The sequence below is a fragment of the Flavobacterium sp. CAN_S2 genome (assembly GCF_015752255.1).
Classification (GTDB): Bacteria; Bacteroidota; Bacteroidia; order Flavobacteriales; family Flavobacteriaceae; genus Flavobacterium.
On sequence record NZ_JADOVA010000004.1, the window covers coordinates 389,889 to 403,395 of the forward strand.

At 32.0% G+C, this 13,507-nt stretch carries 15 protein-coding genes, 1 tRNA gene and 1 pseudogene; 9 read left to right on the forward strand and 8 right to left on the reverse strand.

Features of this window, described 5'->3' with window-relative positions; all coding sequences use genetic code 11:
* The first annotated feature begins 37 nt into the window (after positions 1-37).
* Positions 38-1,033: a metal-dependent hydrolase gene (locus IWX80_RS13420; protein ID WP_196853876.1), complete on the forward strand. Its 996-nt coding sequence runs from the start codon at positions 38-40 to the stop codon at positions 1,031-1,033.
* A gap of 19 nt (positions 1,034-1,052) precedes the next feature.
* Here the strand turns inward: IWX80_RS13420 and IWX80_RS13425 are convergent, their stop codons facing one another.
* The 7 genes from IWX80_RS13425 to IWX80_RS13455 all read right to left on the reverse strand — a co-directional run bounded on the left by IWX80_RS13425 (position 1,053) and on the right by IWX80_RS13455 (position 6,077).
* Complete coding sequence (locus tag IWX80_RS13425; protein ID WP_196853877.1) at positions 1,053-1,631, reverse strand: DUF6642 family protein; 579 nt, start codon at positions 1,629-1,631, stop codon at positions 1,053-1,055.
* A gap of 86 nt (positions 1,632-1,717) precedes the next feature.
* On the reverse strand, positions 1,718-2,311 hold the full coding sequence (locus IWX80_RS13430; RefSeq protein WP_196853878.1) for a 2OG-Fe(II) oxygenase: 594 nt from the start codon (positions 2,309-2,311) through the stop codon (positions 1,718-1,720).
* 221 nt (positions 2,312-2,532) lie between these two features.
* Positions 2,533-3,996 carry an AAA family ATPase gene (locus tag IWX80_RS13435; protein ID WP_196853879.1) on the reverse strand — a complete coding sequence of 488 codons (1,464 nt, stop codon included), beginning with the start codon at positions 3,994-3,996 and terminating at the stop codon, positions 2,533-2,535.
* Between the two features lie 60 nt (positions 3,997-4,056).
* The gene (locus IWX80_RS13440) at positions 4,057-5,175 is read right to left on the reverse strand and encodes a vWA domain-containing protein (RefSeq protein ID WP_196853880.1); all 1,119 of its coding nucleotides are present in this window, start codon (positions 5,173-5,175) and stop codon (positions 4,057-4,059) included.
* Positions 5,176-5,267: 92 nt separating this feature from the next.
* Positions 5,268-5,648, reverse strand: coding sequence for a YchJ family protein (locus IWX80_RS13445; RefSeq protein WP_196853881.1), 381 nt, complete (start codon positions 5,646-5,648; stop codon positions 5,268-5,270).
* 20 nt (positions 5,649-5,668) lie between these two features.
* The gene (locus IWX80_RS13450; protein ID WP_196853882.1) at positions 5,669-5,911 is read right to left on the reverse strand and encodes a hypothetical protein; all 243 of its coding nucleotides are present in this window, start codon (positions 5,909-5,911) and stop codon (positions 5,669-5,671) included.
* A 16-nt stretch (positions 5,912-5,927) separates the two neighbouring features.
* Positions 5,928-6,077, reverse strand: a complete 150-nt coding sequence (locus IWX80_RS13455) for a hypothetical protein (RefSeq protein ID WP_165151136.1) — start codon at positions 6,075-6,077, stop codon at positions 5,928-5,930.
* 355 nt (positions 6,078-6,432) lie between these two features.
* Between IWX80_RS13455 and IWX80_RS13460 the strand changes: the two genes are divergently transcribed.
* A complete protein-coding gene (locus IWX80_RS13460; RefSeq protein WP_196853883.1) occupies positions 6,433-9,276 on the forward strand; it encodes a PAS domain S-box protein in 2,844 nt (947 codons plus the stop codon).
* The gene (locus IWX80_RS13465; protein ID WP_196853884.1) at positions 9,273-9,668 is read left to right on the forward strand and encodes a response regulator; all 396 of its coding nucleotides are present in this window, start codon (positions 9,273-9,275) and stop codon (positions 9,666-9,668) included. The genes IWX80_RS13460 and IWX80_RS13465 overlap by 4 nt, the downstream gene beginning before the upstream one ends.
* Before the next feature lie 47 nt (positions 9,669-9,715).
* On the opposite strand, the gene IWX80_RS13470 is transcribed toward IWX80_RS13465, so the two are convergent.
* On the reverse strand, positions 9,716-10,261 hold the full coding sequence (locus IWX80_RS13470) for a hypothetical protein (protein WP_196853885.1): 546 nt from the start codon (positions 10,259-10,261) through the stop codon (positions 9,716-9,718).
* Between the two features lie 90 nt (positions 10,262-10,351).
* On the opposite strand from IWX80_RS13470, the gene IWX80_RS13475 reads away from it, so the two are divergent.
* The 6 genes and pseudogenes from IWX80_RS13475 to IWX80_RS13500 all read left to right on the forward strand — a co-directional run bounded on the left by IWX80_RS13475 (position 10,352) and on the right by IWX80_RS13500 (position 13,404).
* Complete coding sequence (locus tag IWX80_RS13475) at positions 10,352-10,597, forward strand: hypothetical protein (RefSeq protein ID WP_196853886.1); 246 nt, start codon at positions 10,352-10,354, stop codon at positions 10,595-10,597.
* Between the two features lie 172 nt (positions 10,598-10,769).
* Positions 10,770-11,210: a KTSC domain-containing protein gene (locus IWX80_RS13480; protein ID WP_113665865.1), complete on the forward strand. Its 441-nt coding sequence runs from the start codon at positions 10,770-10,772 to the stop codon at positions 11,208-11,210.
* A 173-nt stretch (positions 11,211-11,383) separates the two neighbouring features.
* The gene (locus tag IWX80_RS13485) at positions 11,384-11,599 is read left to right on the forward strand and encodes a hypothetical protein (protein WP_196853887.1); all 216 of its coding nucleotides are present in this window, start codon (positions 11,384-11,386) and stop codon (positions 11,597-11,599) included.
* A gap of 380 nt (positions 11,600-11,979) precedes the next feature.
* On the forward strand, positions 11,980-12,741 hold the full coding sequence (locus IWX80_RS13490) for a DUF4369 domain-containing protein (RefSeq protein WP_196853888.1): 762 nt from the start codon (positions 11,980-11,982) through the stop codon (positions 12,739-12,741).
* An 18-nt stretch (positions 12,742-12,759) separates the two neighbouring features.
* A pseudogene (locus IWX80_RS13495) lies at positions 12,760-13,146 on the forward strand (TlpA family protein disulfide reductase); the annotation flags it as partial.
* Positions 13,147-13,320: 174 nt separating this feature from the next.
* Positions 13,321-13,404, forward strand: a tRNA-Tyr gene (locus tag IWX80_RS13500).
* Positions 13,405-13,507 lie beyond the last annotated feature (103 nt).

Genomic DNA, 13,507 nt, shown 5'->3' on the forward strand with positions numbered 1-13,507 from the left:
CATTACTATATTCCATGATTTCCACTACTTTTGCCTTATGGATTCTTTTACTCAAATCGCTTTAGGAATTGCAATTGCCGAAGTATGCGCTGGCAAAAAACTTAAAAACAAAACGGTTTTATATGGTGCAGTTTTGGGCACAATTCCCGATTTAGATGTTGTAGTGGGATTATTTTTAAATCCAGTAGATGCAGTCCTGATTCATCGTGGTATCAGTCATTCTCTTTTTCTATTTTTGTTTATATCGCCTTTATTAGGTTGGATTATTTCAAAAACAGAAAGAGACAAAATCAACTTTGTTCGGGCAACTGTCATGGCATTTTGGTGTTTATTTACCCATGTTTTATTGGATATGTTTACTTCTTGGGGCACACAAATTTTATGGCCATTGGACTATCGGTTTGCGTTAAAAACCATTTTTGTAATTGATCCGCTATACACCATTCCGATAGTAATTTCGTTGATTATGGTCTGGAAAACAAAAGACACCATACTTCGTAAAAAATACATCATCAGAGGATTATTCATCAGTAGTTCCTATTTGCTTTTGTCCTGTTTTATAAAAATATACGCCTTGAAACAATTTGAAAAAGCGTTATTAAAACAAGGAATAGAATATTCTGAAATTATCGTAAAACCCACCGCTTTCAATCTCATTTTATGGAATGCTAACGTCGATACTTCTGAGAATTACTTATTAGGCGACTATTCTCTTTTTGATACACAACCCATTTCCTTTACTGCTTACAGCAAAAATAAAAATTTAGAATCGCAATTAAATTGTAATTCGGATTTTGAAAAACTGAAGAAAGCCAGTGAAGGCTGGTATATCATTTCTCAAAAAAATCAATCTTTATACTTCAATGATTTGCGCTTTGGACTGCTAAATGACGACCCAAAAAACCCGGAATTTGTTTTCAGCTATCAATTTATTAGAAACAAAGCTAAACTAAAAGCAATAGAAGTTCCAAAAAGTAAAAGAGATGGAAAGCGCTTACTTCAAAAAATAGTTACGCGGATGAAGGGAAACTGAAACATTATAAATTTAACTATCAATCCCTGTAATACATCTTAAAATCTAATGCCTGACAGAGTTCTTCATAGTTCTTGAGCATATTTATTTCAATAGCTTCCAATTCAACATAATTCTGACACATCTCAAAATACAATACGTCAAATACGGTACTTGAAATAAAATCAATGTTCTTAGCATAGCCAGAAATAGCCAAAGCACCTGTTTTTTGTAAAAATTCTTTGGCCTTTATTTCTTCGATGAACAAAGTTTTACAACTACCAAAATGCAGAATTTTATCATGCAACATATTTTCAAATTGACTTCCTATCTGATCTAGTGTATAATGGTCATCTCCTATTTGGATTTTGTTTTTCCTTCCATGAAAAGCCAAATAAATAATGGAATATTTCCCATAAATTCTTTTGTCGCTAGTTAACGTGAAGATGCGTTTACAGAATTCTTCGTAAGTAGAACAAGTTTTATAAATTGTGTCAATTTCTAAATTAGCTTCTAACAACAGTAAAGCGCTTTGCACCGAGCTTTTTTTCCGCAAATCAGTTTCCCAATCACCCTCTAAACAAAAGATATTTTTATCATACATATTAGCTAATGACATCTTGAAAATGTTTAAATTTAAAATCTAATTATCAAGTATTTAAAGCACTAAATATACTTCCTTTTTTTGGTTTTGAAACATAATAATCAATCACTCTTCAACCATCCTGTGATACTCATTCTAGTATTTTGGGTAACCAAAACTTCATGAACTAATTCGTCACTTTTAAAGAAAACAGTTTTACCTTGAGTGGGCGAAATTTTTTGATTGTTATCCAATTGATGAATCAGTAATTCACCACCATCACTTTCTTGCCAATTGCTATTCAGGTAACTAATCATTGAATATTTCCGGCTAGGATTATTTTTGAATTGATCCAAATGCTTTAAATAAAAATCACCCGACTCGTACAACGAATAATGAAACTCATAACCCGTTATTCCGGTATAACAACTTTGATTTAAATAAATAATAAAGGCTTCTATTTGGGCAAAAAATTCATTTTCGAATGCATTGTTGTGTTTTTTATCCAACCAATAAATAGAATCACTTCGTATCGCGCCATCATAAGAAACCTTCTCTGAGTTGCCAATTCCAGCTTCCATTAGCAAACTTTTTTGGTTTAAAACAATCAAATTTTGTTTTAAATTGTTCGCCAAATCGGTACTCAAAAAATGTTCAGATATCCCTACTTTATTTTCAATGTAAGAGGCAATTAAATCCTCAAAGCTATTTTCCATGACTTTTGCATTGACTGAAAATACCGCCAACGTGACAAGGTAGACTAATAAAAATCGTTAAAGACTGATTCTGAAATAAATAAAAAATTAAATGCCAAACAAATAGCTTTAGCGAGAAAAATATAAAAATAGAGTTTCAATTTTAAACAGAAAAGTCATTTAAGAAACTACAAAGTGTTGATTTCTTAAATGACTTTCTTTGGTAAAAAACAGTTCCTTATTTATAGTTTACTAATAAAACTTCCGTAAATATCCTTGAACTGATATCCTTCAGAAAAGCGGTCTTTGCTTAGTTTCTTGTATTCAACCAATCCCCAAAGAATAAATTCCTTCATGAAATATTTATCTTCTTTTTCCAGTTGCGGTTGGTATTTCTTGATTAAAATTTCAAGCGGAACAATACTACCCAAAATCCTTTCGTATTCTTCATCAGAACAATCATCTAATAATTCGAAACCGCTTTCAGCAAAAAACCATTCGATGATATCCGTATAGGCATTTTTGACGCCTTCTTTTTCTAATTTTTCAATTTTTGGAAAATAAGCAGGAAAGAAAGTATGAATCGCATCGCCCAATAAATGTTGCGCTACAGCGGCAGCTCCCTCCTGCTCTCCTTCGTAAACCAATTCCACTTTTCCGGTTATGGCAGGAATAATTCCCATAAAATCAGATAAACGTAGAGTTGTTTTGTCGGCTCCGGACTTTAAAGCCCTTCTTTCTGCAGTACTTAATAAGTTTTCGAAAGCAGTAATGCTCAATCTCGCACTCACTCCACTTTTGTTATCAATATATTCACTTTCTCTAGCTTCAAAACTGATTTGTTCCAATAAATCCCTTGCCAATGAAGGCACATAAACCATATCATTTTGCGTTACATCCAGTTTTGCTTCCTGCTCCGTAATGGTTCTTGCAATTTTAATGGTTTCCGGATAATGCGTTAATATTTGAGAACCTATTCTGTCTTTTAATGGTGTTACAATACTACCACGATTCGTATAGTCTTCAGGATTTGCCGTGAAAACAAATTGCATATCAAGTGGCATTCTCAACTTAAAACCACGAATTTGAATATCGCCTTCCTGCAAAATATTAAACAATGCTACTTGGATTCTCGCTTGTAAATCAGGTAATTCATTGATTACAAAAATACAACGATTCGCTCTTGGAATCATCCCAAAATGTATCACACGATCATCTGCATAGGACAGTTTTAAATTGGCTGCTTTTATTGGATCGACATCTCCAATTAAATCTGCAACGGTAACATCCGGTGTAGCTAATTTTTCGAAAAAACGGTCGCTTCTGTGCAACCAAGAAATTGGAGTTTCATCGCCTTTAGTTTCAATAATATCTTTTGCAAAACGTGAAATCGGTTGCAACGGATCATCATTAATTTCGGAACCCGTCACAAATGGAATGTACTCGTCTAACAATTCAATCATTTTGCGTGCCAATCTGGTTTTGGCTTGACCACGAAGCCCCAACAAATTGATGTTGTGGCGTGATAAAATAGCGCGTTCCAATTCAGGAATTACCGTATTTTCAAAACCGTGAACGCCATCAAATGTTGGTTTTCCAGATTTTATTTTTTCTCTAAGATTAGAACGTAATTCATCTTTAATGCTTTTGCTTTCGTAACCTGATTTTTTTAATTCTCCGAGTGTTTTTATATTTTCTATTTTCATTTTTTTACTTTATTGTTATTTATGGGATCAACTGAACACTAAAATCTGAATACTGATCACTTATTTAATTCTCTTTTTTCGATTAGTTTCATAATCTTCAAAAATCATTTCGCCCAGTCCTTTTAATCCGGTATAAAATGCTTTTCCTTGGTTTGATTCCGTGAATTTATTTACAAATTTTTGCAGATACGGATCATTTGCAATCATAAAAGTAGTGATTGGAATGTGCAATTTTCGAGCTTGTTGTGCCTGATTGTAGCATTTATCCACAATGTATTCGTCGAGTCCGTTACTATTCATATAATAGGAACCGTCTTTTTCGCGGACACAACTTGGTTTTCCATCGGTAATCATGAAAATTTGTTTGTTGGTATTTCGTTTTCGACGCAAAATATCCATGGCCAATTGTAAACCAGCAACCGTATTCGTATGATAAGGACCCACTTTTAAATACGGTAAATCCCGAATTGCAATCGTCCAAGCATCATTCCCAAAAACTAAAATATCTAACGTGTCTTTTGGATAACGTGTCGTAATCAATTCAGCAAGAGCCATTGCCACTTTTTTAGCAGGAGTTATTCTATCTTCTCCGTACAAAATCATACTGTGACTGATATCAATCATCAAAACGGTACTCATCTGAGATTTATACTGTGTTTCTTCGACAACCAAATCATTTTCGGTCAACATAAAATCCGCTACTCCATTATTGATTTGGGCGTTGCGTAAACTTTCGGTCAATGAAATTCGTTCGAGACCGTCACCAAAATGAAACTCCCGAAATTCACCGGTATGTTCGTCACCGTTTCCGGAATGTTTAGTTTTGTGATTCCCGCTTCCGGAACGTTTTAGATTACCAAAAATGTTATCTAAAGCTTGCTGTCGAATAGCGCGCTCCGTCTTGGCAGTAATTCCAATTCCCGAAGTTCCATCCTCTTTGAGTTCGTCGCGGATATATCCTTTTTTCTTTAAATCTTCTATAAAATCATCGATTGTGTACTGTTCATCGGTGAGCTTATATTCTTTATCTAATTCTCGCAACCAATCGATTGCTTCATCAAAATCTCCAGAAGTATGCGTAATTAACTCTTTGAAAATACCAAAGAGTTTATCAAACGGAGATTGAAATGGCGCTTCATATTGCTTGAAATAAAATCCTTTTTTATTGTCATTTTTCATAGACAATAAAATTACATTAATAAAAAATGTACTCTGTACAAACGTTTATTAATTTTTAGTTAAAACCAATACTGTAAAAAAAAATACTGAAGCTAATTAAAAAATTGTCCATCTACATAGAACCAACTTCCATTTTCGAGTTTGAAAGTCGAAAGTTCATGATGAATTTGTTTTTGAAGTTTGCTGTCCAAAAAATAAGCTTTGAATTCCACTGTATTTTCTGTAGCATTTATAATCTCTAATTGAAGCCATTGATTTGAAGTTGCCCAATTTAGAATGTCGGATTTCGAATAGTATTTACGTTCTGAAATATGTGTGGTTTCCAACAAATAATCGGCTTGATGAGTTGCATAAGCCGAATATCGGGAACGCATTAAGGATTCAGCCGTCGGCGCTTTCTGAATGCCTTTTATAATTGGTTCACAACAATCCTGAAAAATTTTATGGTAACCACAATAACACTTATTTGTCATTATTTTTTGATAATAATCGTTTAAAGAGATTCTGTTGCCTGACCATTAAGTCCTACTATTCGTTGATGCAGCTGATTCAATAATACTTGATAACGGCTTATTTCCATTAGATCTTCATCTTCCTCTGCAAAATCGAGTAATTCATCCAATTCCTCGCTAACTTCCGCTAATTTATTATTGGCTTCTTTGGCATTTTTCTGTGCAATAAAATCAATTATTTCCTGAACACCACTTTTTACTTCGTCAAATCTATTTTTTTCCATAATATGAGTTTATATTTTATTCTTCTGAAGCCTTATCTTCATTGAATTTTTTAGTGATTTGTTTTAGTTTTTCCTTGCGCAAAAGCACGGCTTGTTTGGCTTTATCTTGTGCTTTGTGCAACTTATCATTATGCTTTTTGATATTTCTTTCGTTATTTCTGCTCATGTGTTTACTTTTAAATAATCAAATCTGTCCGTTGAATCAAAACTATTGCAAAGTTCGGTTTTATTATTAAACTAAAATTGTTTTTAGTTTGATTGTTTACTTGTAATGACACTAATTACAGACACTAGTTGCAGATCTCTAAAGAATTGTAGATTAAAATAAAAAAATTCAGACTCAATTTGAAGCTACTTTATGATTTTTCATCAGTACAACAATCTGTAAATTAGAAAAATATATTTTAGACCAAAATAATTTAAGAATAATACTAAAATTAATAAAATATTATGCTCCTATTATATTTTTTTATATATTTATTTTATTAACCATGCCTTTCCCAAACCTACTAAAACAATACATGAAGTCTGACAAAAAACAAACTACATTCATCAGATGGTTCTTAGAAAGGCCAAAAACAACTGGCTTTATAACGTTTCTCTTCTTGAGTTATGTAGCAGCCTTTATAGTCTCACAGCAGTACAAACTAATAAAAGAAGATGAACAACGGGAAATGAATAACATATTGAATGTTGTTCATCAGAATATAGAACAAGCCCTAAAAAACTGTTACACCACCACTTTAACACTGGCACTAACAATCAACGACAAAGGCATTCCTGAAAATTTTGACTATGTAAGTGAAAAACTAATGGAATCAAATTCCAATATCAGCGCTGTCCAACTAGTTCCAAGTGGGGTAATTAAATATATTTATCCATTAAATGGTAACGAACCGGCTTTAAATTTAAATATTTTAACTGCTCCGAACTTAAGAAAAGAAGCTTTAAAGTCAATCGCTGACAAAAAGATGTATTTCGCAGGACCCCTAGAATTAAAGCAAGGCGGAGTGGGAATTGTAGGAAGATTTCCTGTTTTTCAAAACAATAAATTCTGGGGATTTTCTGCTGTAATTATAAAATTAGAAACTTTTTTAAAAGCTTCAGGCATCAATAATGTAGATGATTCAAAGTACTATTTCCAGTTTTCAAAATATGATATTGAGAAACAAAAAGAGATTTTCTATCTACCTAATAAAACTGATTTTTCAAAAAAATATAGCATTAGTACTCCTATACCAGATGGTAATTGGAAGTTATATTTAATATCAAAAAACAAAAATTATTTGTATTATCAAATTGTAATTCCTGGAATTATAGGAATTATTCTTGCGGCACTCTTTGGAGTTTTAATATTTACACTTTTAAAAATACCTGAAGAGTTACAATCTTTAGTAAATACTCAAGCCACTAAATTATTGAATTCTGAAATAAAATTCCAAGCCATATTTGATCAGGCAGCAGTTGGAATTGCACACATAGACTCGTTTACAGGTAATTTTATTGAAATCAATAATCAATATTGTCAATTACTAGGATACTCTCAACAAGAAATGAAAGAGAGGAATTTTCAATCCGTGACGCACCCAGAAGATTTAGAGGAGGATTTAATGAACTTAGAAAAACTTAGGGATGGAAAAATCAATGAGTATTCTATGGAGAAACGGTATTACACAAAATCAGGCGGTATTGTTTGGGTAAATCTTACCGTATCACCGCTTTTTAAAAACGATAAAAAAGTAACCACTCACATTTCCATTGTTGAAGATATTTCAGCAAAAAAAGAAAGTGAAAAATTAATCAAAAAAAGTGAAATTAGATTCAAAAGTTTATTTGAGGACTCTCCTATTCCTTTATGGGAAGAAGATTTCTCAGAAGTAAAAAATTATTTACAAGACTTAAAACTTATCGGTGAAAGTATTGAAAATGTTGCTCTTTATTTCAAAATGCATCCTGATGTTGTTGAAAAATGCATTTCCTTGGTAAAAATCATTGATGTCAATACGATGTGCTTGGACCTTCATAAAGTCAAAACAAAAAATGAATTAATTTTAGGTCTTGCGCAAATAATTGATAAAGATTCTATTCCCGATTTCACAAAACAACTGATTGCCGTGACCCAAGGTGAAAAAAAATTGATTGTTGACACCAGAATAAAAAATAGTGAAGGAGAATATCGAGATGTGAATTTACGATGGAATGTGATTCGTGGTTACGAAAAATCATTAGAACGAATCATCATTTCCACGGAAGATATTACTGAACGTAAATACTCAGAAAAAATAATTTTCAATTCGCAACAAAGAGTCGAATCGCTTATAAATACTATTGACGGGATTGTTTGGGAATGCGACGCAGCTACTTTTAATTTTAATTTTATCAGTCAAAAAGTAGAGAATATTTTGGGATACACTCCAGAAGAATGGCTTGGAAATCCAACATTTTGGCGTGATCACATCTATTCAGAAGATAGCAAATGGGTTCAGGATTATTGCAAAATAAAGACAAATGATGTTTTAGATCATGATTTTGAATACCGAATGGTTGCAAAAAATGGTTCGATTGTTTGGCTTAGAGATATTGTAAATATTGTAATTGAAAATGGTAAAGCAAAAAGTTTACGAGGTATAATGATTGATATCAGTAAAACAAAAGAAGCTGAAAAGGAACTACACAAATCTTTCAACCTGGTTACTGAACAAAACAAAAGATTGTTAAACTTCTCCTATATTGTTTCTCATAATTTAAGATCACACACCAGTAACATTGCCTCTATTGTAGCTTTGATTGAATCATCGGAAACCGAAGAAGAAAGAGAACAAATGATGGAATTATTGAAAACAGTTTCTTGTTCACTAAACGAAACCATGCTTCATTTAAACGAGGTCATCAACATTAGAACAAACATTGGTTTAGTATCCGAACCTTTAAATTTAGAGGATTATATTACTACGGTAAGAAATGTACTTTCGGAACAAATCACAACCAATGAAGTAACCATTTTAACAGAAATACCCAATGAAGCAATGGTTAATTACAATCCTGCTTACCTGGAAAGCATTCTTTATAATATCATTTCAAATTCTATAAGATACAGACATCCGTCACGCAAACCAATTATAAAAATTAAACTACTTGTAGAAAACGATATGAAAGTTCTACAAATTTCGGATAACGGCATAGGAATTGACCTTGTCAGAAATGCGGATAAAATTTTTGGTATGTATAAAACATTTACAAACAATTCCGATTCAAAAGGAATTGGATTATTTATTACCAAAAATCAAATTGATGCAATGGGAGGAAATATTACTGTAGAAAGTGAACCCAATATTGGCACTACATTTAAAATCTATATTCAATGACAAAAAAAGCAATCTGGATAGTAGACGATGATGCAATTTACCAAATCATCGTTAATAAAATAATTCAAAGATCCGAAATGTTTTCAGCGATTTCCTCTTTCAAAAATGGAAAAGACGCTATTGATGACTTGCATAATGCTTTAGAAAATAACGAACACCTTCCGGATATAATTTTATTGGATATCAATATGCCAATAATGGACGGTTGGGAATTCATGGAAGAAATGGGAATGATCAAACCTAAATTTCCTAAAGAAATAGTCGTATATATTGTAAGCTCTTCCATTGCGATAGAAGATAAAAACAAATCAAAATCGTACGAAAATATTTTAGGTTATTTATCTAAACCAGTTACAGTAAACGATTTGGTATTAATTGCTTCTAATGATTAAAAGTTTAAGCTGAATTTTGAATCGCAAAGAGACAGAAATTAGAAATCTCAGATGAATTCTTTTTTTATTTCCTCCAAAGTTTTATTGGTGAAAATTAGTTCATGGATGATTTTTTTCCTCAAATCATCTATGTCATCATATTCAAAATACTTGGCCCAAGAAGTAAGACTGAATAGATTCCGAATTTGTTTAATACGTTTAGTGGTTTCAAAACTGGTTCTTAAAATTGCCTTTTTATCGTAATTAGGATTATTCTTGTGTTGGTAATTGACCGTTTTGTTTTGGAAATTTGCTTCTAAATAATAAAGTTCTTCAACAGCATTATCTGGATAAAAATTTTCCCACGAGGCAAAACCCAGTTTAATTTTAGAAATAGTTTCAGGTTCCAAAGGTTCTAAACGCCATTTACTATTTGCCAAGCGACCCCAATGATTTGACAAGCGATACATACCTGTTTTAGTGTAGTAATATTTACTTCCAGATTTACTGTCGTACTGGATTTTCAATCCATTTATAGACTCAATAGCCACTTCATTAAAAACACAGAACGTATTCTTGAACGAATTAGGGTTTGGTCGAAAAATTTTTTCCATGTTACAAAGGTAATCAGAAAGCCCAATTCGTAGCAAGACAAACAATATTTGATTAACTTTGCCAAATGGAATTATTAAAATAAACGGATTATGACTAAAGCTTCTGAAGAAAGAATGTTACAAAAAGGTGTTTTCACCGGAATTATGGAAAAAGATGAAAATAACAACTTTTTTTGTGGTGCATATCTTTTAGACTATAAAATGGCTCAAAAACACGCAGTTGGAGATTGGATCACTATTAAATCAATCATAGAAAACCCAAGCGATATCAGCTATAACAAATATCCAAAAAAATCAAAAAACTTCGACAAAGCAAATAATAAGCCGCAACAATAGCTGTTTTTGACTTCTAAAATATTCAAATAAGAACATTAGAAAGTACTTTTTTATGAAAATTTATTGGTCTGAAACCAAAAAAATAAAAAAAAGTGTACCTTTGCAAAAAATTGTCGATTTTGAAATCAAATTATATTGATTTTATAGTAAAAGACAAGTAGTTACCTTATTTATGAAAAAAATAGTTGAATACCGCAAACTGCTAAATGTAGACAAAACTGCAGAGCTAAAAGATTTGAAAACAATTTATCGCAATGCGATGAAAGAATCACATCCTGATAAATTTTCAGGTGACGAGGATGGATTGAAAGCTGCAGAAGAAAATAGTAAGAAAATTATTGAAGCTTACCACTTTTTAGTGAGCATCAATCCTGAGACTATAAAAGCAAACTTACCAGAATATACTGAAACAATTTCTACATCAACAATTACAGATTATAAATTTGTTGAAGGAAGATTAATAATTAATTTTTCTAACGGTAGTGTTTACGAATACATCAGTGTTCCTAAAGCAACGTATGTAAAAATGGTCAACGCTGATTCTCCTGGAAGATTTGCAAAAAGACACATTTTGAATTCATTTACTTGGAGAAAAACTATCAATCAAGATTAATTTTCAACAGATAAAATACTTAAGCATCCTAATAAGGATGCTTTTTTTGTTTAATTCCATTTGTTAAGTCTGTATTTAAAAGAACCATAGTGATTAATTGGATAAGTCATGTTGTGTACTAAACTTGTTTTGTGTACTTTAGCAAACCTAAAATTCACAAACTAATATAAATCATGGAAGACTTTTGCGTTCGGTACAAATCTCAATATAAAAAGGCAAAAGAAACACTTGATATCCTTCAAAAGAAAAGAAACCAAATTGATTTTAATTTACAATCAAATGCATCTTGCGCAATTCTACACAAAGAACTTAGGGATATAAACTTAGACATTAGAATTACAGAAAATGAAATGGAACATGCTGAATCCGTTATCATTAGACACAACTAAAACAGCGTAATTTAGCTGTAAATCATTTCTTGGCATTAAAATCCTTAAGCTGTAAATTCACTTTTATAAGCAACAAACAATTCCGCTACTGTACATAATAAGTTTCGATTTTTTTAAATAAAAATCCTATTTCGAATACGATTCAAAAATCCTTTTTCCGAGTCTTGTTTGGTGTAATCCATAAACCTCTTGACTTTTTAAATAGTATTAAATTTCGCTATCAGCCAAAGCTTCTAATAATGAAGGGAATTTGTTTCATAATCAACTCAAAACAATACATAATTATTACCAAATTATAACAAAAATTTAGGTTCTAAAATTATTTGTATTTTATATTTTTTAAATACTTTTGCAGACTTAACTCAATTAACTAATTAATAATGAAAAAAATAATTTTATTACTTTCGGCTGCTGTTGTTTTAATTTCTTGTAACAAAGTTGGCAAAGATGAATACCTTATTTCAGGTACTGCAACAGGAATTGACAATGGTAAAACGATTATCTTAGAAACACAAGATGCAACCGGAATGATGTTACCAAAAGATACTGTAAAAGTTGAAAACGGTAAATTTGAAATGAAAGGAAATATTACAGAGCCTGCTTTCTACACCATTCAATTAGAAGGAGCACAAGCTAAAATACCTTTCATATTAGAAAATGGTGAGGTAACTATTGCCATTGATAAAGATAGCATTCAAAAATCAAAAGTTTCAGGTACTTATAATAATGATGAGTATGCAACTTTCAATGCAGAAATTACTAAAGTTCAAAAGAAACTTATGGATTTCCAAACTAAAAACATGCAAGCAATGAATGCTGCTCAACAGGCTAAAGATACTGTTGTAATCAATGGATTGATGCAAGAATTTTCTAAAATTCAAGAAGAAGTTGGTGTAGCTTCGAAAGCAAAATACGTTGCTTATGCTGAAACACACCCAAAATCATTTATTACTGCTTTGATTATTCAAGGTATGTTAAACGATCCAACGGCTGATTTAGCAAAATCTGAAAAATTGTACAACGGTTTAGATGAGTCATTGAAAAAAACTAAGCCAGGTATAGCAATTAAAACTAAACTTGCTGAAATGAAGGCACCTGCTGCTGTAGGCGCTGCTCCTGCTCCTGCTGGAGAAGCTAAATGAAGAGCAGATTTTTCAGGTCCTAATCCTCAAGGGAAAATAATTTCTCTGAAAGAAAGTTTAGGTAAAGTAACAATAGTTGATTTTTGGGCTTCGTGGTGTGGACCATGTCGTCAAGAAAACCCGAATGTTGTTGCTCTTTACAAAGAGTTACACGGAAAAGGTCTTAATATTATTGGAGTATCTTTAGATAAAGATGCTAAAGCTTGGAAAGACGCCATTGCAAAAGATAAACTGACCTGGAATCAAGTTTCAAATTTAAAATTTTGGGATGAGCCAATCGCAGCACAGTATAAAGTAGAATCTATTCCGGCAACTTTTATTCTTGATGCTTCAGGAAATGTAGTCGCAAAAGATTTACGAGGTGAAGCGCTTAGAGCTAAAATTCTAGAGCTTTTAGCAAAATAAAGACCTACTTCGATACAAAATAAAAAAATCTCCCTAGTGGAGATTTTTTTATTTTATTCAATACCAAGGCATTAAAAATAATAGTGAAATTAAGTGCAAATTTAGTTTGGAAACATCAAAACAGTTTTTATATTTGCACCCGGTTAGCACAACAAGCAATGCTTGTTAAGTCTTGGGGAGATACTCAAGCGGCCAACGAGGGCAGACTGTAAATCTGCTGTGCAAACTTCGCAGGTTCGAATCCTGCTCTCCCCACCAAAAGGGTAAAAGAAGCAAAAAGGCAACTTTTTCAATCTTTTCAAAAGCCCGCAAAAAACGTGGTAAAACCTGCAAATCCAAGGATTCGCAGGTTTTTTTATTT

Bases quoted from the DNA above. Each gene is read 5' to 3' on its own strand.
- IWX80_RS13475 (WP_196853886.1), top strand. From the start codon at position 10,352: ATGACTAAAGCTTCTGAAGAAAGAATGTTACAAAAAGGTGTTTTCACC.
- IWX80_RS13470 (WP_196853885.1), bottom strand. From the start codon at position 10,261: ATGGAAAAAATTTTTCGACCAAACCCTAATTCGTTCAAGAATACGTTC.
- IWX80_RS13480 (WP_113665865.1), top strand. From the start codon at position 10,770: ATGAAAAAAATAGTTGAATACCGCAAACTGCTAAATGTAGACAAAACT.
- IWX80_RS13450 (WP_196853882.1), bottom strand. From the start codon at position 5,911: ATGGAAAAAAATAGATTTGACGAAGTAAAAAGTGGTGTTCAGGAAATA.
- IWX80_RS13490 (WP_196853888.1), top strand. From the start codon at position 11,980: ATGAAAAAAATAATTTTATTACTTTCGGCTGCTGTTGTTTTAATTTCT.
- IWX80_RS13460 (WP_196853883.1), top strand. From the start codon at position 6,433: ATGAAGTCTGACAAAAAACAAACTACATTCATCAGATGGTTCTTAGAA.
- IWX80_RS13445 (WP_196853881.1), bottom strand. From the start codon at position 5,648: ATGACAAATAAGTGTTATTGTGGTTACCATAAAATTTTTCAGGATTGT.
- IWX80_RS13430 (WP_196853878.1), bottom strand. From the start codon at position 2,311: ATGGAAAATAGCTTTGAGGATTTAATTGCCTCTTACATTGAAAATAAA.
- IWX80_RS13425 (WP_196853877.1), bottom strand. From the start codon at position 1,631: ATGTCATTAGCTAATATGTATGATAAAAATATCTTTTGTTTAGAGGGT.
- IWX80_RS13420 (WP_196853876.1), top strand. From the start codon at position 38: ATGGATTCTTTTACTCAAATCGCTTTAGGAATTGCAATTGCCGAAGTA.
- IWX80_RS13435 (WP_196853879.1), bottom strand. From the start codon at position 3,996: ATGAAAATAGAAAATATAAAAACACTCGGAGAATTAAAAAAATCAGGT.
- IWX80_RS13455 (WP_165151136.1), bottom strand. From the start codon at position 6,077: ATGAGCAGAAATAACGAAAGAAATATCAAAAAGCATAATGATAAGTTG.
- IWX80_RS13465 (WP_196853884.1), top strand. From the start codon at position 9,273: ATGACAAAAAAAGCAATCTGGATAGTAGACGATGATGCAATTTACCAA.
- IWX80_RS13440 (WP_196853880.1), bottom strand. From the start codon at position 5,175: ATGAAAAATGACAATAAAAAAGGATTTTATTTCAAGCAATATGAAGCG.
- IWX80_RS13485 (WP_196853887.1), top strand. From the start codon at position 11,384: ATGGAAGACTTTTGCGTTCGGTACAAATCTCAATATAAAAAGGCAAAA.